The 21925-nt window shown below is 62.4% G+C and carries 23 protein-coding genes and 1 pseudogene; 18 read left to right on the forward strand and 6 right to left on the reverse strand.

The window, feature by feature from the left end; all coding sequences use genetic code 11:
* From AB5Y91_RS20550 to AB5Y91_RS20570, 5 genes and pseudogenes are all read right to left on the reverse strand, one after another.
* A complete protein-coding gene (locus AB5Y91_RS20550) occupies positions 1 to 1023 on the reverse strand; it encodes an ABC transporter ATP-binding protein (protein WP_005331243.1) in 1023 nt (340 codons plus the stop codon).
* Entirely contained in the window at positions 1020 to 1934 is a 915-nt protein-coding gene (locus AB5Y91_RS20555; RefSeq protein WP_368170659.1) for an ABC transporter permease, read from the reverse strand. Before AB5Y91_RS20555 ends, AB5Y91_RS20550 begins: the two co-directional genes overlap by 4 nt.
* A 1-nt stretch (position 1935) precedes the next feature.
* Positions 1936 to 2919 carry an ABC transporter permease gene (locus tag AB5Y91_RS20560; protein ID WP_042648440.1) on the reverse strand — a complete coding sequence of 328 codons (984 nt, stop codon included), beginning with the start codon at positions 2917 to 2919 and terminating at the stop codon, positions 1936 to 1938.
* 117 nt (positions 2920 to 3036) lie between these two features.
* On the reverse strand, positions 3037 to 4719 hold the full coding sequence (locus AB5Y91_RS20565) for an ABC transporter substrate-binding protein (RefSeq protein WP_106887484.1): 1683 nt from the start codon (positions 4717 to 4719) through the stop codon (positions 3037 to 3039).
* Between the two features lie 614 nt (positions 4720 to 5333).
* A pseudogene (locus AB5Y91_RS20570) lies at positions 5334 to 5513 on the reverse strand (hypothetical protein); the annotation flags it as partial.
* An 11-nt stretch (positions 5514 to 5524) separates the two neighbouring features.
* Here AB5Y91_RS20570 and AB5Y91_RS20575 point away from each other — a divergent pair.
* Both AB5Y91_RS20575 and AB5Y91_RS20580 read left to right on the forward strand, forming a co-directional pair.
* On the forward strand, positions 5525 to 5695 hold the full coding sequence (locus AB5Y91_RS20575; protein ID WP_368170660.1) for a hypothetical protein: 171 nt from the start codon (positions 5525 to 5527) through the stop codon (positions 5693 to 5695).
* A 278-nt stretch (positions 5696 to 5973) separates the two neighbouring features.
* Entirely contained in the window at positions 5974 to 6441 is a 468-nt protein-coding gene (locus AB5Y91_RS20580) for a GNAT family N-acetyltransferase (protein WP_368170661.1), read from the forward strand.
* A gap of 150 nt (positions 6442 to 6591) precedes the next feature.
* On the opposite strand, the gene rimO is transcribed toward AB5Y91_RS20580, so the two are convergent.
* Complete coding sequence (gene rimO, locus AB5Y91_RS20585; protein WP_163156177.1) at positions 6592 to 7920, reverse strand: 30S ribosomal protein S12 methylthiotransferase RimO; 1329 nt, start codon at positions 7918 to 7920, stop codon at positions 6592 to 6594.
* A gap of 295 nt (positions 7921 to 8215) precedes the next feature.
* Here rimO and AB5Y91_RS20590 point away from each other — a divergent pair, with 295 nt between their 5' ends.
* The 16 genes from AB5Y91_RS20590 to fliR all read left to right on the forward strand — a co-directional run bounded on the left by AB5Y91_RS20590 (position 8216) and on the right by fliR (position 21850).
* Positions 8216 to 8992, forward strand: coding sequence for a hypothetical protein (locus tag AB5Y91_RS20590; protein WP_106887482.1), 777 nt, complete (start codon positions 8216 to 8218; stop codon positions 8990 to 8992).
* Between the two features lie 148 nt (positions 8993 to 9140).
* Positions 9141 to 9491, forward strand: coding sequence for a hypothetical protein (locus tag AB5Y91_RS20595; protein ID WP_368170662.1), 351 nt, complete (start codon positions 9141 to 9143; stop codon positions 9489 to 9491).
* A 126-nt stretch (positions 9492 to 9617) separates the two neighbouring features.
* Entirely contained in the window at positions 9618 to 9935 is a 318-nt protein-coding gene (gene fliE, locus AB5Y91_RS20600; protein WP_106887480.1) for a flagellar hook-basal body complex protein FliE, read from the forward strand.
* Positions 9936 to 10048: 113 nt separating this feature from the next.
* Positions 10049 to 11755 carry a flagellar basal-body MS-ring/collar protein FliF gene (gene fliF, locus AB5Y91_RS20605; RefSeq protein ID WP_163136079.1) on the forward strand — a complete coding sequence of 569 codons (1707 nt, stop codon included), beginning with the start codon at positions 10049 to 10051 and terminating at the stop codon, positions 11753 to 11755.
* Complete coding sequence (fliG, locus tag AB5Y91_RS20610; RefSeq protein ID WP_025326240.1) at positions 11748 to 12809, forward strand: flagellar motor switch protein FliG; 1062 nt, start codon at positions 11748 to 11750, stop codon at positions 12807 to 12809. Before fliF ends, fliG begins: the two co-directional genes overlap by 8 nt.
* Before the next feature lie 68 nt (positions 12810 to 12877).
* Positions 12878 to 13681 (forward strand): flagellar assembly protein FliH, encoded by an 804-nt coding sequence (gene fliH, locus AB5Y91_RS20615; RefSeq protein ID WP_168235549.1) that lies wholly within the window; start codon positions 12878 to 12880, stop codon positions 13679 to 13681.
* Between the two features lie 117 nt (positions 13682 to 13798).
* Positions 13799 to 15130: a flagellar protein export ATPase FliI gene (fliI, locus tag AB5Y91_RS20620; RefSeq protein ID WP_025326242.1), complete on the forward strand. Its 1332-nt coding sequence runs from the start codon at positions 13799 to 13801 to the stop codon at positions 15128 to 15130.
* A 16-nt stretch (positions 15131 to 15146) separates the two neighbouring features.
* On the forward strand, positions 15147 to 15587 hold the full coding sequence (fliJ, locus tag AB5Y91_RS20625; RefSeq protein WP_106887478.1) for a flagellar export protein FliJ: 441 nt from the start codon (positions 15147 to 15149) through the stop codon (positions 15585 to 15587).
* Positions 15588 to 15675: 88 nt separating this feature from the next.
* Complete coding sequence (locus AB5Y91_RS20630) at positions 15676 to 17472, forward strand: flagellar hook-length control protein FliK (RefSeq protein WP_368170663.1); 1797 nt, start codon at positions 15676 to 15678, stop codon at positions 17470 to 17472.
* Between the two features lie 57 nt (positions 17473 to 17529).
* A complete protein-coding gene (gene fliL / locus AB5Y91_RS20635) occupies positions 17530 to 18036 on the forward strand; it encodes a flagellar basal body-associated protein FliL (protein WP_234691761.1) in 507 nt (168 codons plus the stop codon).
* A gap of 10 nt (positions 18037 to 18046) precedes the next feature.
* Positions 18047 to 19117, forward strand: coding sequence for a flagellar motor switch protein FliM (gene fliM, locus AB5Y91_RS20640; RefSeq protein ID WP_106887475.1), 1071 nt, complete (start codon positions 18047 to 18049; stop codon positions 19115 to 19117).
* A gap of 50 nt (positions 19118 to 19167) precedes the next feature.
* Positions 19168 to 19563, forward strand: a complete 396-nt coding sequence (fliN, locus tag AB5Y91_RS20645) for a flagellar motor switch protein FliN (protein WP_042650085.1) — start codon at positions 19168 to 19170, stop codon at positions 19561 to 19563.
* A complete protein-coding gene (gene fliO / locus AB5Y91_RS20650) occupies positions 19560 to 19943 on the forward strand; it encodes a flagellar biosynthetic protein FliO (protein WP_234569906.1) in 384 nt (127 codons plus the stop codon). The genes fliN and fliO overlap by 4 nt, the downstream gene beginning before the upstream one ends.
* Positions 19930 to 20685, forward strand: a complete 756-nt coding sequence (gene fliP / locus AB5Y91_RS20655; protein ID WP_111912517.1) for a flagellar type III secretion system pore protein FliP — start codon at positions 19930 to 19932, stop codon at positions 20683 to 20685. Before fliO ends, fliP begins: the two co-directional genes overlap by 14 nt.
* A 27-nt stretch (positions 20686 to 20712) precedes the next feature.
* Positions 20713 to 20982: a flagellar biosynthesis protein FliQ gene (gene fliQ, locus AB5Y91_RS20660; RefSeq protein ID WP_010673927.1), complete on the forward strand. Its 270-nt coding sequence runs from the start codon at positions 20713 to 20715 to the stop codon at positions 20980 to 20982.
* Between the two features lie 70 nt (positions 20983 to 21052).
* Positions 21053 to 21850, forward strand: coding sequence for a flagellar biosynthetic protein FliR (fliR, locus tag AB5Y91_RS20665; RefSeq protein WP_163148315.1), 798 nt, complete (start codon positions 21053 to 21055; stop codon positions 21848 to 21850).
* Positions 21851 to 21925 lie beyond the last annotated feature (75 nt).

The raw sequence follows: 21925 nt of genomic DNA on the forward strand, positions 1-21925 counted from the left end.
TTAACAGCCAGCGGCCTTGTCCAGATAGATGGGGTGGTCCAGTTGTTCCTCGGCCGAGTCATAGAGGTGGCAGGCGGCCTGCTGCCCGGGCCGGATCTCGGCGAGGGCGGTATATTCCTGACGGCAGCGATCGTGCACCTTGCCGCAGCGGGCCTGGAAGCGGCAGCCGACCGGCACCTCCAGCAGGTTGAGCGGGGTGCCGGGGATCCCCTCCAGCACGGTTTTCGGGCCGTGCAGGGGCGGGAAGGAGTTGCCGAGCCCTTTGGTATAGGGGTGCAGGGGCGCAGTCAGTATCGCCTTGGCCGGCGCCACCTCCACCAGTTCGCCCGCATACATGATGCCGATGCGATCGCAGAACTCGACCATGAGCGAGAGGTCGTGGGTGATGAAGAGAATGGAGAAGTTGAACTTCGCCTTGAGGGCGTAGACCTTCTGCAGTATCTCCCGCTGCACCACCACATCCAGCGCCGTGGTGGGCTCATCCATGATCAGGAGCTCGGGGTTGAGGGCCATGGCGATGGCGATCACCAGCCGCTGGCGCATGCCGCCGGAGAACTGGTGCGGATAGTCCTTGAGCCGGCTCGGGTGGATGTCGACTATCTCCAGCAGCTCCTGGGCGCGCTTGATCGCCTCGTAGCGGGTCATGCCGGGGTTGTGGGCCAGCAGCACGTCACAGAACTGCTCCTCCATGCGCAGCACAGGGTTCAAGGCATTCATGGCGGACTGGAACACCACGCTCGCCTGGCGCCAGCGGTAGCTGCGCAGCCGCTCGTCGTCGAAGCCGAGGATGTTCTCCCCCTTGAACAGGATCTCGCCGCCGCTGATGTAGGCGGGCGGCTTGTGCAGCCGGGCCACCGAGAAGGCGACCGTGGACTTGCCGCAGCCGGACTCGCCGGCGAGGCCGAAGACTTCGCCTGGGGCTATGTCAAAGCTGACCGAGTTGACGGCGCGCACGTCGCCGCTCTCTGTGATGTAGTCGACGCAGAGCTGGCGCACCGACAGCAGGGGTTGTTGCGAGCTCATGCTGTCTTCTCCTGGGCTGCGATGGGGGGGACGGGGGCGGCGAGCTGTTTCCAGCGGCGCAGACCCTTGTGAGAGCGCAGTTGCGGGTTGGCGATTTCGTCGATGGCGAAGTTGAGCATGGCCAGACCCGCCCCCAGGGTGGCGATGGCGAAGCAGGGGGCCAGGATCTCCCACCAGGCGCCTACCAGGATGGCGCTGGAGGTCTGGGCGTTGTAGAGCATGATGCCCCAGCTGACCACGGTCGGATCGCCGAGTCCCAGGAACTCCAGGGTCGCTTCGGTGACGATGGCGTAGATGATGGAGCCGATGAAGCTCACCCCTATGATGGAGATGAGATTGGGCAGTATCTCCACCAGTATGATGCGCCAGGCCGGCTCCCCCAGCACTTCGGCGGCGATGACGAACTCTTTCTCCCGCAGCGCCAGGGTCTGGGCACGGATGACGCGTGCGCCATAGGCCCAGGAGGTAAAGCCTATGATGAGCGCAATCACCGTCGGTGACGCCTCCCCGATAAAGCTTGCCAATACCAGCAGCAGAGGGAGGTTGGGGATCACCAGCACCACGTTCATCAGGAAGGTGAGGCACTCATCCACCACGCCGCCGAAGTAACCGGCTGTGATGCCGATGCCGATGGCGAGGGCGCAGACCAGCAGGCCTGCCCCGAAGCCCACCATGAGGGAGATGCGGGCGCCGCTGGTGAACTGGGCCCAGAGATCGTGGCCCATGCGGTTGGAGCCCATCACCAGCTCCACGCTGGGGGGCTGGTGCGGGCGGGCGACCCGCTTGGTGGGCTCGTTGCTGGCGAGCAGCGGGGCAAACAGGGCCATCAGCACGAAGGTGACAACGATGGCGAGGCCGAAGGCGGCCTTCTTGTTGCCCAGCAGGATTTTCAAAATAGTCGGCATATGCATCTTATTTGCCTCCTGTACGCAGACGGGGATCCAGGAAGACATAGAGCACGTCCGCCAGGAAGTTGAAGCTGAGCATGGTGATGGTCATGATGAGCAGTTGCCCCTGAATGAGCGGGTAGTCGCGGGCCAGTATGCCCTGGTAGAGAGTGAGCCCGAGGCCCGGGTAGTTGAAGATCACCTCGGTGATGAGGGAGCCGCCGATGACGAAGCCGAGCGCCATGGAGAGGGCGGTGACGCTGGGCAGCACGGCGTTGCGGGCGCCGTAGTTGAAGATGACCCTGTTGCTGGAGAGCCCCTTGGCCTTGGCCATGGTGATGTAGTCCTCGCCGAGCAGGTTGATCATGTTGTTGCGCATGGTGATGAGGAAGCCCCCCACCTGCACCATGGCCAGGGTGCCCACCGGCATGATGGCGTGCAGCATGATGCTCTTGATGTGTTCCCAACCGAAATCGGCGGGGATCTCCGGGCTGTAGGCGTAGCCGATGGGCAGCCAGCCGAGACTGACCCCGAACAGGAAGAGGGCGAGCAGGGAGACCACCACCGGCGGAATGGCCTGCATCACCAGAGTGAGCGGGGAGAGGATGCTGTCCATGCGTCCCCCCCGGTACCAGGCGGCGAAGATGCCGACGATGGAGCCGATGGAGAAGCTCAGTATGGTGGAGGTGCCCACCAGGAACAGGGTCCAGCCGATGGCGCGGCCGAGCACGTCGGCGACCGGTTGGGGGTAGTAGCGCACCGAGGTGCCGAGATCCCAGGTGAAGACACTCTTCACATAGGCGAGAAACTGGGTGGTGATGGGACCGTCAACGAACCCGAAGGTGGCCTTGAGGGCTTCGAGGGCGGCTGGTTCCATCATGGCGCCGGCCCGGGCGAACATGACGGAGACGGGATCTCCGGGCATGGCTCTGGGCAGCAGGAAGTTGATGGTGGCGGCCACCAGGAAGGCGACCAGATAGAAGGAGAAGCGTCTTAGTATAAATCCCATGGTGATACCTTTTACTGCAAGCCTGCCCCGCGCCGGGCAAAGCTCCCCCAACCCCGGCAAAGACGGAGAATGGAAGACATGGCGGGGAAAAAGGCCCCCCGCAGGGGGCCGAGGTGATTAGCTGTTTGGCTTGAGTGACAACACGTGCAGCAGACGTTCCGGGGTGTCCGGGTGTACCTGCGGCTTGGCGACCGGGTTGTCGGCACTGAACCAGCCATTGAAGCGCTTGGTGCTGTATTCGTACCAGGTCGGGTTGTTGAACACAGGGATTATGGTCTGGTTGGCACCGACGCGTTCCTGGATGGCAAACATGATCTCCTTCTGCTTGGCCGCATCGGCGGTCTGGGTGAAGTCATCGATCAGCTTGTCGAGCTCGGGATCCTTGTAACGGGGCGCCGCGAAGCGGTTGCCGCGCTCACCCATGTTGCGGGAGTGGAAGGCGGTCTCGAAGTACTTGTGCGGGTTGGCACCGGCAAAGTAACCCTGCAGGGCGACGTCGAAGTCACCTGTGATCAGGTTCTCGGTCCAGACGGTGGCTTCCGGGGTGGAGGTCTTGGCGTTCAGGCCCAGCGCCTGCAGCCCTTCCACACCGATCTGGACTGTGTTGACCCAGTCGGTCCAGCCGTTCGGTACCAGCACCTTGAACTCGATCTTCTTGCAGCTCGGGGTGTCGAGGAACTTGTCGCCGTCACAGTCCTTGTAGCCCGCTTCCTTCAGCAGAGCCTTGGCACCTTCCAGGTCGAACTTGTTGTATTTGCCGTATTTCTTCTCGACGTCCGGGTTGTCCCAGGAGGCGAATGCCTTGCCAAGGCCAGAGGGGTATTCGTTGACGGTCGGGTAGCCGTAGCCTGCGATGTCCACCATGGACTGGCGGTCCATCGCCATGGAGAAGGCGCGGCGGAAGTTGATGTCGTTGAAGGCTTCGTTATTGCCCGGGTTCTTGCTCTGGAAGTTGACGTTGAACGCCACTGTGCCGGAGGCGGGGAACCAGTACTTGTTGTTCTTGGGATCGTTGCCGACGTAGAGGCGCTCGATGTCCGGCACGAAGGAGCCGAACCAGTCCACGTCACCCTTCATCACAGCAGCCAGTACCTGGTCGTTGGTGGCCATCTGCGGCATGCGCAGGCAGTCGATGGCGAGGTTGGCGTTGTCCCAGTAGTGCGGGTTGCGGCACTGGGTATAGAGCTGGGCGGAGAAGTTGTCCACTTCGGTGAAGGGACCTGTGCCGACCGGCTTGTCGTTGGTGAAGGCAACCGGGTCTTTTACCGACTTCCACTGATGCTCGGGGACTATGGGCACCAGCACCAGGTCGTTCACCACGTTGGTGTTGACCTCGGCCAGGTCGAATTTGACCTTGTGTTCACCCAGCTTCTCGACACCCTTGATCTGAGTCCAGATGGAGCGCTCGTCCAGCGCCTTGTTGGCCTTGACCAGGTTGAAGGAGAAGAGGATGTCGTCGGCGGTGAAGGCTTCACCATCGGACCACTTGACCCCTTCGCGCAGGTCAAAGGTGACCGACTTCAGGTCATCGCTGAAGGCGTAGTTGGTGGCCAGACGATAGACGGGTTTGCCACCCTGCATATCGTTGAAGATCACCAGCGGCTCGTAGATGAAGTGACGGGTGGTGTGCAGCAGACCGGCCTGCAGGAAGGGGTTGAAGTTCTTGACCCATGCGGTCTCCTGTTGCGCGACCAGGGTCAGCACCGTCTTGTTCTCGGCGGCCATGGCGGTACCGGCGGCACCGAGCATCAGGGTTCCCAGCATGACTGAGGTAGCGATTTTGGATACTTTGGCAAGCATATTTTTTCCTTTCTTATTGGTCTTCCATGGTTTTGGAATGGAGCACCGGATCCCATGCTTGGATGCCGGCCCTCAATGTTGGTCAGGTTTTGCACCCTTGTAGTTGTGTCATCCAACGCCCTTAGAAAAGCAGAGTTAACAGGAAAACAACAACTCTTCATTTCGTCGATATCGTAAAAACTCGGACTCTCTCGTCATTATCGTCAAACTCTATTTTTAATCCTTTTAAATTATACGCTTGCATTAATTCTCACAAAGTACCAAGTCACCCTTTATGACAATTCAAAGACGATAGTGTGAGGTGGATCGTGCTCGTTTTTGCTCCCCTTCAGTGGCTTTTTTTGAGCTTGAAACAAGCGAACCGGGGTGAGGGGCAGAACTGTGCGCTGGCTCACTGAGGGGCATCTCCCGGTGAGTCGGGTGATGATGGGGGGCGTCCTATTTGCGCAAGGACCCGGCGCCGGCTGCCAAGGGATTTTTGTGTTGGCTGATTAGGGGCATTAAAAAAGCCAGTCAGCATTCACTGACTGGCTTCGGGCGCCACATCCGTTAGCGGATTACTTGACCAGGCTGGCCCACAGATCGTACTCGTCCGCCTCGTCGATGTGGACCTCGTCCACGCCGTAGGCGGAGGTGTCCTGGGAGATGACCAGGGTCTCCTTCACGCCGGCCTCTTTCAGGCGCTTGGCCTCGGCCAGTACCTCGCCGATGGCTTCCAGCGACTCCTGTACCGCACTGTCGATGAAGCCGCAGGTGTTGACCACCACCAGCTCCGCATCGTCATAGCTGGGTACCTCTGAGCCGGGTGGGCCAGGCCAACGAGAAGCTGGCCTTCAGCTTTGCCGTGGTCGGTCAGGGGTCCGACATCCATGTCACCACGGGCAACTGGAATTTCGTGTTCGGTGACAATATCCAGGCGATCCTGGACACCAATCTGGGCTCCCTATTCGGGATCCTGACCCAGGAGTTCACCTAGACCGGGCAGGCCAAGACCGCCTTTACCTTCACCCCGGCCGATCTGCCGCGCCAGCTGCAGAACCGGTTGCTGGGTCATGGCGGGAAAGTACGCCTTGGCTCCCGATCCCTTCCACTCCCCGGCTGGTTATGATATCCATTCGATAACCTTGTCTAGAGCATGCCGGTCTCGGAGCCTCGCTGCTGGCGAGGCCGCCGCTCGCGGGTGCGACCCTGGGTTTCGCCTCGCCGTGTTCATCCTTCCCCAGCCGGTCAGGGGTTATACGAAAAAGAGGCTTTATGGAGTTGTTGTTACTGGCGGATGCGCCATCTGCCGCAGTCGTGGCTGCCTCATGGTATTTTGACGAATGGTGCCGCGACAGTGGTCGCTTTACTCAAGATCAGGTGCTGGCCAAGGTCATGGCGGCCACCCAGGTTGACCGGGCTCCGCTGATCGTACTGGCGCGCCAGGCCGGTGAATGGGTGGGGGCTGCCGAGCTCAAGATCCGTGAAATGGCGATATTTCCCGAGTACGAATATTGGTTAGGTGGGGTATATGTCGTTGAAAAAGCGCGCGGGCAGGGGGTCGCCTCCTTGCTGGTAACAGAGATCCTCAGCCGCGCTCGCAGGGCGGGGATCAGCAAGCTGTACTTGCAAACCGAAAACCTGACCGGTGGCGTTTATTGCCGTCATGGTTTCAAGGCCCTTGAGGAGGTCAATGATAAAGGCGTTCATGTTCTGGTGATGGTGGCGGATACCGGCATCTAGCCCTCGTCAGAAGCGTTGACCCGGTGACGCCTGGCGCCCCGCTTCAGCGCGCATAACCATTTCGTACTATCAATAAAAAAAGCCAGTCAGGGTCACTGACTGGCTCTTTTATTGGCGCCTGTCGGGCAGGCGCCATCGTGGACTGCGGACTTAGCCTATCAGGCTGGCCCACAGATCGTACTCGTCCGCCTCGTCGATGCGGACCTTGACCAGATCGCCGGGCTTCAGATCGGTTTCGCCGTTCAGGTAGACCAGGCCGTCAATCTCGGGGGCGTCGGCGAAGGATCGGCCAGTGGCGCCCTCTTCGTCCACTTCGTCGATCAGCACTGTCATCTCCTGGCCGACCTTGCGGGCCAGCTTGCGAACGGAGACCTGCTGCTGCAGCTCCATGAAACGCTGGAAGCGCTCTTCCTGGACGTCTTCCGGCACAGGATCCGGCAGCTCGTTGGCCTTGGCGCCTTCGACCGGGCTGTATTTGAAGCAGCCAACCCTGTCGAGTTCAGCCTTGTCGATGAAGTCCAGCAGCATCTGGAACTCTTCTTCTGTCTCGCCGGGGAAGCCGACGATGAAGGTGGAGCGCAGGGTGATCTCGGGGCAGATCTCGCGCCACTTCTGGATGCGCTCCAGGGTGCGCTCGACGGTACCCGGGCGCTTCATCAGCTTCAGGATGCGCGGGCTGGCGTGTTGCAGCGGTATGTCCAGGTAGGGCAATACCTTGCCATCGCGCATCAGCGGGATGACGTCATCCACGTGGGGATAGGGGTAGACGTAGTGCAGGCGCACCCAGATGTCGAGCTTGGCCAGCTCTTCGCACAGGGCGACCATGCTGGTCTTGACCGGCATGCCGTCGTAGAAACCGGTGCGATGCTTGACGTCCACGCCGTAGGCGGAGGTGTCCTGGGAGATGACCAGGATCTCCTTCACGCCGGCTTCTTTCAGGCGCTTGGCCTCGGCCAGTACCTCGCCGATGGGACGGCTCACCAGATCCCCGCGCATGGAGGGGATGATGCAGAAGGTGCAGCGGTGGTTGCAGCCCTCGGAGATCTTGAGGTAGGCGTAGTGACGGGGGGTCAGCTTGACGCCGTGGGCCGGCACCAGGCTGGTGAAGGGGTTGTGGGTCGGCTTCGCCACGTATTTGTGGACGTGGCCCAGCACCTCTTCATAGGCGTGGGGGCCGGTGATCTCGAGCACCTTGGGGTGGATCTCGCGGATCTGGTTCTCTTTGGCGCCGAGGCAGCCGGTGACTATCACCTTGCCGTTTTCGGCCAGGGCCTCGCCGATGGCTTCCAGCGACTCCTGTACCGCGCTGTCGATGAAGCCGCAGGTGTTGACCACCACCAGCTCCGCATCGTCATAGCTGGGCACCACATCGTACCCTTCGGTACGCAGCTGGGTCAGGATACGCTCGGAATCGACCAGATTTTTGGGGCAACCCAAGGAGACGAATCCTACTTTGGGGGCCTGTTTTGTGTTGGACATCGCTCAATCACTCTTAGGTGGCTCTTATTCAAGGGCGCGGATTTTACCGGAATGGCTAACCAAAAACTATACAACCGAGGTTGTCAGGCCGAACAATATTTACGGTCAGCTTCTGTCCCTTGTCGTCAGGGAGGCTGTGCCTGCGCATGAGGGCGGTGGCCGCCGTCCCCTCGCCGCCGGGGAAGCCTGGCCCTGGTTGACCCGGGTGGAGGGGACAAGCACACAGGACTTCTTTGAGTTGGCTTAAATCTGATAGGGTGACATGTCCGCTGATGGGATATTTAAGGAGCACACAATGAAGAGCCGATCCTGGTTGATTGCCGCCATCCTGGCACTTGCATCTGGCCCCAGCCATGCCGACTGGGCGAAATTGAAGGAGGCGGCCTCCGAGCTTGGCACCGCGGTGAGCGACACCAGCAAGGAAGCCTGGCAGGGGATCACCGACTTCTCCAAGGCGACCTGGGAGTCTGTCTCCAGCTGGGGAGCCGATGCCTACAACAAGGCGGGCGCCTGGTCGGAAGAGAGCGCCGCCACCGGCAAGGAGTGGTTGACGGCCGCCGACAAGAAGCTCGACACCATGCTCGAACCCAAGACCCCCGCTGAGGCCAGAACCGCCCTGGATACCATGGCCGATACCGCCCTGGTGCGGCTGTTCAACGAGCAACCCTCCGCCAAGCTGCTGTTTGACCAGGCCTACGGCTATGCGGTGTTCGACTCGCGCAAGTTCTCCCTGATGGTGCACACCAACCAGGGATCCGGGGTTGCCATCAATCGCAAGACGGGCAAGCACACCTATATGAAGATGTTTGGTGCCGGGCTGGCCGCCGGCATGGGGGGCAAGTTCTACCAGCAGGTGGTGCTGTTTGAAGACAAGGCCAGGTTCGATGCCTTCGTCAACAAGGGCTGGGAGGCCACCTCCGAAGTGGGTGCCGTGGCCGGCAAGGAGAGCGCCGAGCTGACCGCCAAGTACAATGGCGGCATGGCCATCTACCAGATAGGGGAGAAGGGACTGCTGCTCGATGCCAATATCTCGGGTTCCAAATACTGGCTGGATGACGATCTGAACAAGTGATGGTGGTCGCTGGCAGCGATCCGGTATTTTTCTTTTATCATGTTGAAATACTGCCTGTTTAAATGACCTGACTTGCAGTAAAAAGGGGGCCTTCGGCCCTCTTTTTCATGGGCGAAGCAAGACACAGTCGTTAAACAAGGAGAGTGGTATGACCCAGGCATCTGAATCTGCCGTGGACTGGCGCCGGGAGTGGGAGCGGCAGAGCATCTATCTGCGGCTGCAGGAGGGCAGCCCCATGGTCCTCTGGGTCAATGGCGATGAGGTCGAGCCCCTGATGGAAGGGGCGGCAAAGGGGGTCACCTTCGGCTGGGGACGGGCGGACGAGGGGACCATGGCGCTGGCGCTCGCCATCGTCGCCAGGCTGGTAGCGGTGGGCCTGGTGGCTCCTGTGCAGGCCACCGAGAAGGCGCACTTCCTGCACGACGAGGTGCTGGTCAAGCTGCCAGCGGACGAGCACCGAGATCTGCATCTCGGTTATCTGAAGCTGGTGCTGGGGTGACATGAGCCGGGACCAGGGCGCCCGCTTGTGGCTGCCCCTTGGCACCGGCGGCCTGCACCCTCTTCCCGGTTGGCACTCTAATTGCTTAAGGCTTGCCAGTGTCAATGATTTGTCTGGGAAGGGAAGATGGAAATAAGCGCAAGCAGCCTGATGCAAGAGATGCAGGCACTCAAGGTAGAAGCCGGTGCCACGCCGCTGACCCAGCCCGGTCGTCCGGTCAACTCGGATTTCGGTCAGATGCTGCAGCAGGCCCTCGACAACGTCAACGAATTGCAGGGCAGCGCCAACGATCTGCGCACCCGGTTCGATATGGGCGACAAGTCGGTGGACCTGTCCGAGGTGATGATCGCCGGGCAGAAATCCTCCATCGCCTTCGAGGCGACGGTGCAGGTGCGTAACAAGATGGTCGATGCCTACAAGACCATCATGAACATGCCGGTATAAGCGATCTCAATCAATCACGGCGACTGAACATCGTGAAGATGTCGGCAATAAGAGATCTCAATAAATTTTGACGACAGATCATCATGAAGATGTCAGCAATAAGGACCTGAAGAGTGGCTAACGATCCAAACGGCGATCTGCTGATGAACAACGAGGGGGCTGCCGCCCTCGATGAGCACGAGCAGAAGAGCTCGGCCCTGGGCTTTTTGTCCAACACCGATGTGTTGCGGCAGATCACCCTGATCCTGGGGTTGACCATCTGCCTGGCCATCGCCGTCTTCATCCTGCTGTGGGGCAAGGAGCCGGAGATGCGTCCCCTCGGCACCTTCAACACCCAGGAGCTGGTTTCCACCCTGGATTACCTGGATCAGCAGAAGATCCCCTATCAGGTCGATGGCAAGAGCGTGCTGGTCAGCGCCGAGAATTATGCGGACATCCGGCTGCGCCTGACCCGCGCTGGCCTCGCCAGCAGCAGCGAGGCCAGCAACGATGGCGAAGCCATACTGCTCAAGGACTCCAGCTTCGGGGTCAGCCAGCGCATGGAGAGCGAGCGTCTGAAACTGAGCCGCGAGCGCCAGTTGGCGAGCGCCATCGAGCAGTTCCAGAACGTCGCCAAGGCCCAGGTGCTGCTGGCTATTCCCAAGGACAACGTGTTCGCCCGCAACGAACGCAAGCCGAGCGCCACAGTCGTGCTGAGCCTGAAAGGGGCAGCGCTGGGCCAGGGGGAGGTGGACTCCATCGTCGACATGGTCGCCTCCGCCGTGCACGGCCTGGAGCCGACCCGCGTCACAGTGACCGATCAGAACGGTCGTCTGCTCAACTCCGGCTCCCAAGACCCGCTCTCTGCCCAGACTCGCAAGGAGTTTGCGATGCAGCAGAAGCAGGAGCTCGAATACAAACAAAAAATTGACGCCATCCTGATCCCCGTCCTTGGGGCTGACAACTATACGGCGGAGGTGGATCTCTCCCTCGACTTCTCCCAGCAGGAGCAGACCCGCAAGACCTACAATCCGGACCTGCCGGCCGTGCGCTCCGAGATGACGGTGGAAGAGAACAGCGCCAATGGCAACAATGGCGGTGTGCCAGGCGCGCTCACCAATCAGCCGCCCGCCGCCTCCAGCATTCCCGAGCAGGCCGCCGGCGCGGAAGGGGGAACCAGCTCTTCCGGCCGCTCCCGCAAGGAGGCGACCCGCAACTTCGAACTGGACACCACGGTCAGCCACATCCGGCGCCAGCAGGGCGGCATCCGCCGCATGACGGTGTCGGTGGCGGTGGATTTCAAGGCCACTCCCGGCGCCGACGGTGCCGTCACCCGGGAAGCCCGCAGCCAGGCCGAGCTCGATACCCTGCGCCGTCTGCTCAGCGGCGGCCTCGGCTTTGACGTGACCCGGGGAGACACCCTGGAGGTGGTCGCCATTCCGTTCAACCGCCCCGAGCTGGAAGCCGTGGCCGATATGCCCATCTACGAGCAGCCCTGGTTCTGGCGCGCGGTGCGCATCGCCGCCTCGGTGCTGGTCATCATAGTGCTCATCGTCACAGTGGTGCGGCCCATGCTCAAGCGCCTGCTCTACCCGGATGCCAAGCCGGAAGGGGAGCTGGACTTCGACAACCACACAGTGCTGGGTGGTGATGACGAGCTGAGCCTGCTGGCAGCCCAGGCCGAGGCCGAGCCGGTGTTCGGCCTGCGGGATGGCCAGCTCAAGCTGCCTGACCTGCACCGTGACGAGGACCTGCTCAAGGCCGTGCGTGCCTTGGTAGCGAATGAACCAGACCTGGCCGCTCAGGTCATCAAAGAATGGGTAACGAACCGAGATGCCTGAAGAGAAGAAAAACCAAGTCACCGGTAACGAGATTACCGATAACCAGCGCCAGATCCTCGACCAGATGGCCGGGATGGAGATGGCGGCGGTCTTGATGCTGAGCCTCAACGAGGAGGATGCCGCCCAGATCTTCCGTCATCTCGAGCCCAAGCAGGTGCAGCGGCTCGGCATGTCCATGGCCTCCATGTCGGATTTCAGTCACGACCGGGTGGCGGCGGTGCATCGTCAATTTATCGACGACATCCAGAAATACACCAACATCGGCATCGGCAGCGAAGACTTCGTGCGCAAGGCCCTGGTGGCGGCGCTCGGGGAGGACAAGGCCAGCAACCTGGTGGATCAGATCATCCTGGGATCCGGCGCCCGTGGCCTCGACTCCCTCAAGTGGATGGATGCCCGCCAGGTGGCCAGCATCATCCAGAACGAGCACCCGCAGATCCAGACCATAGTGCTCTCCTATCTGGAGCCGGAGCAGTCCGCCGAGATACTGAGCCAGTTCCCGGAGCAGGTGCGCCTGGATCTGGTGATGCGTATCGCCAACCTCGAAGAGGTGCAACCGGCGGCGCTGCAAGAGCTCAACGACATCATGGAGAAGCAGTTCGCCGGTGCGGCGGGGGCCCAGGCGGCCAAGATGGGTGGCCTCAAGGCCGCCGCCAACATCATGAACTACCTGGACACCAACATCGAAGGCCAGCTGATGGACTCCATCCGCGAGTCGGACGAGGAGATGAGCCAGCAGATCCAGGACTTGATGTTCGTGTTCGAGAACCTCATCGACGTGGACGATCGGGGCATCCAGACCCTGCTGCGGGAAGTGCCGGGGGATCTGCTGCAACGGGCCCTCAAGGGCTCGGACGACCAGATGCGCGAGAAGGTCTTCAAGAACATGTCCAAGCGGGCCGCCGAGATGCTGGCGGACGATCTCGAAGCCATGGGGCCGATCCGGGTCTCAGAGGTGGAGGCCGCCCAGAAGGAGATCCTCTCCACCGCCCGCCGTCTGGCGGACGCGGGCGAGATCATGCTGGGGGCTGGCGGTGGCGAAGAGTTCCTCTAAGCCATGGGCAATGGAATGTGCGATGATGTCGCCCCCTTCGTCCTGCACCCTAGGAGTGTCTTTCGCACATGAATAACAAGAACAGCAAGCTGCGGGGCTATGTCAGACCCGAGGCGGACGAGACCCGGGTGGAAGCCTGGGGTTGGCCCGAGATGGAGGTCGAATCCGAGATCCAGAGCAATGCCCTGGGGCTCGGCCCTGACTGGTATCGCCAGGAGCAGGCGGACGAGATGCCGCCACAAGAGCAGCCGGAGGAGCCGACCCCCAGCATCACCGCCGAAGAGGTGGAAGCAATCCGCCAGGCCGCCTGGGAAGAGGGGCTGGCCGAGGGGCGAGAGGCCGGCTTTGCCAAGGGGCTGGAGGAGGGCAAGCTGGAAGGCTTGCAGCAGGGTCATCAGGCGGGTCTGGAGCAGGGCCGCGAAGAGGGGCTGGCCCTGGGCCGCGACCAGGTGGAGCAGGAGATTGCCCACTGGCAGGGGCTAGTCTCCCGCCTCGCCAATCCCCTGAGCGAGCAGGACAGCGCCGTGGAGCAGCAGCTCATCGCCCTGGTCCAGCAGCTCGCCCGCGCCCTCATCCGCCACGAGGCCGAGACCTCCCCAAAACTGTTGCTCGAGGCCCTCAAGCAGGGTCTTGCCCTGCTGCCCGCCGCCGAGCAGGGGGTCACCCTGATGCTGCACCCGGATGACGTGGCCCGGGTCGAGCAGGCCTTCGGCACCGAGGAGTGTGCCCGGCGTCACTGGCGGCTGCAAAGCGACCCCACCCTATCCCCGGGGGATCTGCAGCTGGCCACCGAACTCTCCAGCATCGATCTGACCCTCTCGGGGCGCATCGATCAACTACTGCGCAACTTCCTTCGTGACAATGCCGACTGACACCCTTTCCCTGTTATGTACAGGGAATCCAGGCGGCTGCGTACTGTCTCCCGGCCTGGTGACAATGGCGGCAGGCTCCTTGTCTCGGCCTCTTTCCCCTTTCTCTCTGGAGGTGCGATGACAGCATCCCTGCTCAGTCGACTGCAAGGCTACCGGGTCCGCGATCTCGCCCCCATACCCCCGGTGGCGGGCAAACTCACCCGGGTGGTGGGGCTGACCCTGGAAGCCATCGGCTGCCGCGCCGCCATCGGGGCCCTCTGCCGCATCGATACCCAGGATGGCATGCTGGAGGCCGAAGTGGTGGGTTTCTCCGGCGATCGGCTGTTTCTGATGCCGAGCGAGCAGCTCAAGGGGATCATTCCCGGTGCCCGTGTGGTGCCCATCACCGAGGATCACGGCATCCCGGTGGGCATGAACCTGCTCGGCCGTGTCATAGACGGCATAGGCCAGCCCCTGGACGGGCTGGGCCCCATCATCTCCTCCCAGACGGTGCAGTTCGCCCAGCATCGCATCAACCCGCTGGCCCGTCGTCCCATCCATGAGCCCATGGATGTAGGGGTGCGCGCCATCAACGCCGTGCTCACCGTGGGGCGGGGCCAGCGCATGGGGCTGTTCGCCGGCTCCGGGGTCGGCAAGTCGGTGCTACTCGGCATGATGACCCGCGGCTCTGTGGCGGATGTGGTGGTGGTGGGCCTCATCGGTGAGCGGGGCCGGGAGGTGAAGGAGTTCATCGAGGAGATACTCGGTGCCGAGGGGCGCGAGCGCGCCGTGGTGGTGGCGGCACCGGCCGATGCCTCGCCGCTGATGCGGCTCAAGGGGTGCGAGACGGCGCTCGCCATCGCCGAGTATTTCCGCGAGCAGGGGCTCAATGTGCTGCTGCTGATGGACTCCCTCACCCGCTACGCCCAGGCCCAGCGCGAGATCGCCCTGGCGGTGGGTGAGCCGCCGGCCACCAAGGGCTATCCGCCCTCGGTGTTTGCCAAATTGCCGGCGCTGGTGGAGCGGGCCGGCAACGGCAGCGACGGTCAGGGCTCCATCACGGCCTTTTTCACCGTGCTGACGGAGGGGGACGATCTGCAGGATCCCATCGCCGACGCGGCGCGGGCCATCCTGGATGGCCACATAGTGCTGGCGCGGGAGCTGGCGGATGCGGGCCATTACCCTGCCATCGACATCGAAAAATCCATCAGCCGGGTCATGCCCATGGTGACCTCCCCGGAGCACATGGAGCTGGCGCGCGCCTTCAAGCAGTTCTACTCCCTCTATCAGCAGAACCGGGATCTCATCACCATAGGCGCCTACAGCCAGGGATCGGATCCGCGCATCGACAGGGCCATCATCCAGAAACCCTATCTGGATCAGTTCTTGCAGCAGAAAATGCGCGAGGTGGTTCCCTACGACGAGGGCCTGCAATCCCTGCACATGGTGGCCATGCCGCTGATGCGTTAACCGGTGGAGTGTCGTGATGAGTAAAGGATTGACGTTGCTGGCGGGCCGACTGCTGGAGGCCGAACAGCAGGCCGCCATGGCGCTGGCCAAGGCCCAGCAGGATCTCAAGCTGTTCATGGATCAGCAAAACGCCCTTAACCAGTACCGCCAGATCTATCACCAGCAGTGGACGGATCGCGGCCTGCAGGGGATCACGCCCCAGCAGAACAGCCAGTATCACGCCTTCATCAACAAGCTGGAAAATGCGGCGACCCAGCAGTATGAAGGGGTATTGCAGGTGCGCGAGGCGCTGGCCCAATGTCGTACCCAGTGGCTCGAAGCCCAGCAGCGGCGCAAGGCCGTCGAGCTGCTGCTCGAGAAGCAGGCGGGACGAGCACAGCTGAAGGCCCAGCGTCAGGAGCAGAAGATGCTGGACGATTACGCCATACTGCGACGCTATCACCATTCTGGCCTGTAACTTGCTTTCTATTGCCAACACAGGCTAAGACGCCGCCTCCGCCCCCCGGATGTGCGGTCATCACCGGATTGTCGTCAGGGATCCCAGCATGATAGAGACCAAGTTGAACCTAGCGCCCAGCCAGGCAATCCCTGCCGACGGCGCCCTGTCGCCCTCGCTCCTCGCCGGGGGGGAAGGAAAGGATCTGTCGCTGGCGGACGGCAAGGCCGCCTTTGCCGATGCCATGGCCAAGGCTCAGCTGCTGGGCCAGGAGCCATCGGCCAGTCAAGGGGGTGACGAGGCCCAGGCTGCGGCCACTTTGGATGCCAAATCTTTGGCGTCTGCCGAGGCAACTGGCGATCAGGAGGTGCCCACCAAGACGCCATCTGATGAGGTCGAGCTTCCCCCAGAGGATTTTCTGCAGCAGCTGCAGGCCTCCCTCAGGCAGGATGTCAGCCTGGTGGTGCCCCCTGCCTTGCCCCCCCAGGAGGTGACGGCGACCGTCGACGGCAATGACTTGCCGCCCGAGTCGCATCCTGTGTCACAGGCTGCGGGGCCTGTGACGGCGGGAACGGTACCAGCCTCGCCGGTGGTCGCCGATGGGCAGGGCGCAGAGGCGATCCCCCTTGAAAATGAAGAGAACGGGCTCGCCGCTGGCAAGGTGCCCGTCGCCGCAGGCAAGGGTCAGCCCTCGGAGCCGCAAGAGAGCGAGCAGGCCACTGCCGAAAACAGCACGGCGGCGCCCAAGGCCGGTCAGCCGGCAGATGCGGTTGCGACTGAGCCCTTGTCCGGCGAAGCGCGGGCGGCCCTGCTTGCCAAGGTGGTGGCCGGTGAGGCCGCCCCTGCGCCGGCGAGCCAGGGGCCTGTGGCGGGCGCGAAGCCGTCCGAGCCAGTTTCCCATGACGAACAGATCAGCGCGGCCTTTGCGGCCACAGCCAGGGCCTTCGACGCCGGCGTAGTCAGGGTGGAGCCCCAGGGTGGGGCCCAGGCCACACCAGAACCTGGCACTGCCGGTGGCGAGGGCGACAAGGCGAGCCCGGCAGGTGACGCCCGGGAGGCCAAGCCAAGCGCGGCCCCCAGAGCCGAACCGGCGGCCAGTGGCACCACTCCCCAGCCCGCCCCATCCAGCCCGGATCCCGTGCTGACGGCACCCCAGCAGACACTGGCGCGTCACGAGTCCCAGGGGCCGCAAGCCTCGCTGACGGCGCTCTCGGCCGGCATCCAGCAGATGGAGGCCGAACCCGCGGTGGCCGTCGGAGCCGCCGCGGAACTCAAGCCGGCGGCGCAGAAATCCAGGCTCGATGAGCTGGGCAAGCAGCTCGGGGTCGAGGCCAAGGGCACAGAGCCGAGCGAGGGAAGCCAGCCGCTACAGCATGCCCAGAGCAGCGATGGCAAACCGGCTGCCGAGGTGAGTGCGCGGCGGGAGCCCCAGAGCCTGCCGCATCTCAAGCTGGCCACCCCGGAGGCGCCGGCCCAGTTGCACCAGAAGGTGAACCTGATGCTGGCGGACAAGCTGCAGCAGGCGGAGATCCAGCTAGACCCCCTGGGCCTTGGCAAGATGAAGATACAAATCCAGATGGATGCCTCCAGCCAGGCCAACGTCCACTTCGTGGTGCAGCATGGCCAGACCCGGGAGATGCTGGAGCAGGCCATGCCCAGGCTGCGGGACATGCTGGCGGGGCAGGGGATCCAGCTCGGTCAGACAGTGGTGCAACAACAGGCACAGCAGCAGGGGCAACAGCAGCAGGGACAGCCGCCATCACAGGGCCAGTCTGGCTTCGGCGGTCAGGGTCAGCAAGGGGGAGGCTTTGCCGGTGGCGACCCGTCGGAGGGGGAGAGCAGGGCTCGCACCCTGAGTCTGCTGGTGGAATCGACAAACGATGCCGGAATTGATTTCTATGCTTGATGCCTGCCCGAGTAAGTTTATGATACCGAACAAGTTTGAGACTAGGGTGGACAAGGGATGGCAGACGATAACGAACTGACGCTGAAGGACCCGGCGGCGGCAAAGAAAAAGAAGCTGATCATGATAATCGCCCTGGTCGTCATCCTCCTGGGTGGCGGCGGGGCCGGTGCCTGGTTCATGTTTGCCGGTTCGGACGAACCGGCGGCCGACACGGCCGAGACCAAGCCCGAAGCCAGTGCGCCCCAGCCCTCCCTCTATGTGGGCATGCCGCGTCCCTTCGTATTCAATGTGGCGGGCGGGCAGCGGGATCGGCTGGTGCAGATCAAGATCCAGCTGATGGTGCGCGGGGCCGCTGACGAGACCCTGGCCAAACAGAATATTCCCCTGATCGAAGGGACCCTGCTGCGGGTCTTCAGCGCGGCCACCGCCGAGCAGCTGATGACCTTCGAGGGCAAGGAGAAGCTGCGTCAGGATTCATTGGAAGAGTGTCGCCGGGTCCTCAAGGATCTGGTCTCTTCCCCCGTAATAGAACAAGTGCTGTTTACCGGCTTTGTCATGCAATGAAAGGTGAAGCGTGAGCGATCTGTTAAGTCAGGACGAAATTGATGCCCTGCTGCACGGTGTCGATGATGTCGAAGAGGAAGAGCTAGGGGCGGCCGGGGATCCCGGTATAGCCCAGTTTGACTTCTCCTCCCAGGACCGCATCGTCCGTGGCCGCATGCCGACCCTGGAGCTGGTGAACGAGCGGTTCGCCCGTCACATGCGCATCAGCCTGTTCAACATGATGCGGCGCACCGCCGAGGTGTCGATCAACGGCGTGCAGATGCTCAAGTTCGGCGAATACGTGCACACCCTGTTCGTGCCGACCAGCCTGAACATGGTGCGCTTCCGCCCCCTCAAGGGGACGGCGCTCATCACCATGGAGGCGCGCCTCGTCTTCATCCTGGTGGAGAACTTCTTCGGCGGCGACGGCCGCTACCACGCCAAGATCGAGGGGCGCGAGTTCACCCCCACCGAGCGGCGCATCATCCAGATGCTGCTCAAGCTGGTGTTCGAGGACTACAAGGATGCCTGGGCGCCCGTGATGGACGTCGGCTTCGAATACCTCGACTCGGAAGTGAACCCGGCCATGGCGAACATCGTCAGCCCCACCGAGGTGATCGTCGTGAGCTCCTTCCACATCGAGCTGGATGGCGGCGGCGGCGACTTCCACGTGGCCATGCCCTACTCCATGCTCGAACCCATCCGCGAGCTGCTGGATGCCGGGGTGCAGAGTGACAAGGGCGACACAGATGTGCGTTGGAGCAAGGCCCTGCGCGACGAGATCATGGACGTCAAGGTGGAGCTCAAGGCCAAGCTGCTGGAGACAGAGCTCTCCCTGCGCGAGCTGATGGAGCTGCAACCCGGCGACATCATACCGGTAGAGATGCCGGAGAACCTGCTGGTCTTCGTGGAGGACCTGCCCACCTTCCACGCCAAGATGGGGCGCACCAAGGAGAACGTGGCGCTCAAGATAGTGGACAAAATCAAGCGCCCTGACGGAGTCAAGACAGAGATGCATCTGGTGACCCGTGGGGGCGTGCGCATCGATGGCGAGGCCGAGCTGGAAGAGCTCGAGCGCAGCATCGCCGATAAACAGCCCTAACAGACCCGTCGCCTGCGACCTGGGTCACGAAGCAGCATGAGGAATTGAAGATGAGCGGAACCGATGACGAGCAGGATCTGATGGCTGACGCCTGGGCTGCCGCGCTGGAAGAACAGGTAACGGCCGAGGCCAAGCCCGCCCCCCTGGAGGAGCTGAGAGACGATGCCCCCATCAGTGCCGAGGAGCGGCGCAAGCTGGATACCATTCTGGATATTCCGGTGACCATCGCCATGGAAGTGGGCCGCAGCCAGATCAGCATTCGCAACCTGCTGCAGCTGAATCAGGGCTCTGTCGTGGAGCTGGATCGGGTGGCGGGCGAGCCCCTGGACGTGCTGGTCAACGGCACTCTGATTGCCCATGGCGAGGTGGTGGTGGTGAACGACAAGTTCGGCATCCGTTTGACCGATGTCATCAGCCAGATAGAACGGATCAAGAAACTCAAATGATCCGTGCCATCGCCCTGCTGTTGTTCGCCGTCCCCGCACTGGCCAACCCGGGGGCTGGCGCCACTCCCCCCAGCATCACCTCCTGGCTGCTCTCCAGCCTGATGGTGATCGGCCTCATCCTGGTGCTGGGCTTCCTGCTCAAGAAGAGCAAGCTCACCCAGGTGATGGGGGGCGGCCAGATGAAGATCATCGCCACCCTGCCGCTCGGGTACAAGGAGAAGCTGATGGTGGTCAAGGTGGGCGAGCAACAGCTGCTCATCGGGGTGACGCCGCAGCAGGTCAACTTCCTCTATCGCCTGGAAGAGCCCCTGGACGAGCGTCAGCCCCAGGCCTTCTCCCAGCAGCTCGGCAAATTGATGGGCAAGCATGAAAAAAGTTAACTGGATCGGGTGCCTGGGCCTGCTGTCCGTGCTGCTGTCGCCCCTGGCGATGGCCCAGGACGGCATGTCGGCGCTGACCGTCAAGACCATGGCGGATGGCAGCCAGGAGTACAGCCTGACCCTGCAGGTGCTGGCGCTGATGACCGCGCTCTCCTTCCTGCCGGCCATTGTCATCATGATGACCTCCTTCACCCGGATCATAGTGGTGCTCGGGATCCTCAGGCAGGCCATAGGCCTGCAGCAGAGCCCGTCCAACCAGGTGCTGATCGGCATCGCCCTCTTCATGTCCTTCTTCATCATGTCCCCTGTGCTGGATCGCATCAACGAAGAGGCATTGCAGCCCTATCTGGCGGAGACCATAGGGCCCAAGGAGGCGCTGGAGAAGGCCGAGCTGCCCATCCACCAGTTCATGCTGGCCCAGACCCGGATCAAGGATCTCAACACCTTCATGGAGATAGCAAACGTGCAGGTGGCCGAGCCGGCGGATGTGCCGCTGCGGGTGCTGATCCCGGCCTTCGTCACCAGCGAGCTCAAGACCGCCTTCCAGATAGGCTTCATGCTGTTTCTGCCCTTCCTGGTCATAGATCTGGTGGTGGCGAGCATACTGATGGCCATGGGGATGATGATGCTTTCTCCCATGCTGGTCTCCCTGCCGTTCAAGCTGATGCTGTTCGTCATGGTGGACGGCTGGAACCTGATCCTGGGGTCGCTTGCGACCAGCTTCGGGCTGGGGGCGGGATAAGCCGGTCAATGGAAAGGAGCCGATAAGATGAGTCCGGAAACCTTTGTCGACGTATTCCGTGAGGCGCTCTGGCTGGTGACCATAATGGTGTGTGCCGTTATCCTGCCGAGCCTGATGGTGGGGCTGGTCGTCGCCATCTTCCAGGCCGCCACCTCCATCAACGAACAGACCCTGAGCTTCCTGCCCCGTCTCGTCGTCACCCTGCTGGCCCTGGGGGCCGGCGCCCACTGGGGCCTGCAGAGCCTGATGGACTTCTTCCAGCTGATGGTGAGCCAGATCCCCGAGGTGGTCGGCTGATGCCCGTGTCGGCATTAGCGACCATCAGGCTGCCGATGACCACCAGTCCCACGGCTTCGGTAGCGGCGGCATGAGCTATACCACTGCGGTGATCATGGAGTGGCTGGCGTCCGTGCTCTGGCCCCTTGCCCGGGTGAGCAGCCTGCTGATGGTGATGGCGGTGTTCGGCAGCCGGCTGGCTCCTGCGAACGTTCGCATGGGGCTGGCGCTCGCCATCACCTTCATCATCGCCCCCCTGCTGCCCCCCATGCCCAAGGTGGAGCTGTTCTCCGTCGGCAGCTTCCTGGTGCTGGGGCAGCAGCTGCTCATCGGCATAGCGCTCGGCCTCATGACCCAGTTTCTGCTGGAAAGCTTCGTGATGGCGGGCCAGATCATCGCCATGCAGACCAGCCTGGGCTTCGCCACCCTGGTGGATCCCATGAACGGCCAGTCGGCCCCCGTGGTGGGTCAGTTCTACCTGATGCTGGCGACCCTGGTATTCCTGGCGGTGGACGGCCACCTCCTGATGATCAGGATGGTGGTGCTGAGCTTCGAGACCCTGCCGGTCTCGGACAACGGGCTCAGCCTGCCCGCCATCCGCAGCCTGGTGAGTTTCCTCGGGGTCATGTACCAGGCCTCCCTGGTGATGGCGCTGTCGGCCATCATTGCCCTGCTGCTCATCAACTTCGCGTTCGGGGTCATGACCCGGGCGGCCCCCCAGCTCAACATCTTCAGCATCGGCTTTGCGGTCAGCATGATGTCGGGCCTGTTTATCCTCTGGCTCACCATAGGCGGCTTCATGGGACACTTCGACTCCCTCTGGGAGCGGGTGCAGGAGACCAGCTGCGAGCTTATCCAGGTCCAGTGCCTGGGGGGGCAGAATGGTTGATACCGGGCTGAAAAGTACTGATTATCTCCCCGCCTGCTGCGCGTGGGGGTTAGCTCGCCATGGCGACTTGATGTG

The sequence above is a fragment of the Aeromonas sp. R4-3 genome (assembly GCF_040908275.1).
Taxonomy (GTDB): Bacteria; Pseudomonadota; Gammaproteobacteria; order Enterobacterales; family Aeromonadaceae; genus Aeromonas; species Aeromonas rivipollensis.

Coding starts and splice junctions, on each gene's coding strand:
- AB5Y91_RS20550 (WP_005331243.1), bottom strand. CDS start 1,023: ATGAGCTCGCAACAACCCCTGCTGTCGGTGCGCCAGCTCTGCGTCGAC.
- AB5Y91_RS20555 (WP_368170659.1), bottom strand. CDS start 1,934: ATGCATATGCCGACTATTTTGAAAATCCTGCTGGGCAACAAGAAGGCC.
- AB5Y91_RS20560 (WP_042648440.1), bottom strand. CDS start 2,919: ATGGGATTTATACTAAGACGCTTCTCCTTCTATCTGGTCGCCTTCCTG.
- AB5Y91_RS20565 (WP_106887484.1), bottom strand. CDS start 4,719: ATGCTTGCCAAAGTATCCAAAATCGCTACCTCAGTCATGCTGGGAACC.
- AB5Y91_RS20580 (WP_368170661.1), top strand. CDS start 5,974: ATGGAGTTGTTGTTACTGGCGGATGCGCCATCTGCCGCAGTCGTGGCT.
- rimO (WP_163156177.1), bottom strand. CDS start 7,920: ATGTCCAACACAAAACAGGCCCCCAAAGTAGGATTCGTCTCCTTGGGT.
- AB5Y91_RS20590 (WP_106887482.1), top strand. CDS start 8,216: ATGAAGAGCCGATCCTGGTTGATTGCCGCCATCCTGGCACTTGCATCT.
- AB5Y91_RS20595 (WP_368170662.1), top strand. CDS start 9,141: ATGACCCAGGCATCTGAATCTGCCGTGGACTGGCGCCGGGAGTGGGAG.
- fliE (WP_106887480.1), top strand. CDS start 9,618: ATGGAAATAAGCGCAAGCAGCCTGATGCAAGAGATGCAGGCACTCAAG.
- fliG (WP_025326240.1), top strand. CDS start 11,748: ATGCCTGAAGAGAAGAAAAACCAAGTCACCGGTAACGAGATTACCGAT.
- fliH (WP_168235549.1), top strand. CDS start 12,878: ATGAATAACAAGAACAGCAAGCTGCGGGGCTATGTCAGACCCGAGGCG.
- fliI (WP_025326242.1), top strand. CDS start 13,799: ATGACAGCATCCCTGCTCAGTCGACTGCAAGGCTACCGGGTCCGCGAT.
- fliJ (WP_106887478.1), top strand. CDS start 15,147: ATGAGTAAAGGATTGACGTTGCTGGCGGGCCGACTGCTGGAGGCCGAA.
- AB5Y91_RS20630 (WP_368170663.1), top strand. CDS start 15,676: ATGATAGAGACCAAGTTGAACCTAGCGCCCAGCCAGGCAATCCCTGCC.
- fliL (WP_234691761.1), top strand. CDS start 17,530: ATGGCAGACGATAACGAACTGACGCTGAAGGACCCGGCGGCGGCAAAG.
- fliN (WP_042650085.1), top strand. CDS start 19,168: ATGAGCGGAACCGATGACGAGCAGGATCTGATGGCTGACGCCTGGGCT.
- fliO (WP_234569906.1), top strand. CDS start 19,560: ATGATCCGTGCCATCGCCCTGCTGTTGTTCGCCGTCCCCGCACTGGCC.
- fliP (WP_111912517.1), top strand. CDS start 19,930: ATGAAAAAAGTTAACTGGATCGGGTGCCTGGGCCTGCTGTCCGTGCTG.
- fliQ (WP_010673927.1), top strand. CDS start 20,713: ATGAGTCCGGAAACCTTTGTCGACGTATTCCGTGAGGCGCTCTGGCTG.
- fliR (WP_163148315.1), top strand. CDS start 21,053: ATGAGCTATACCACTGCGGTGATCATGGAGTGGCTGGCGTCCGTGCTC.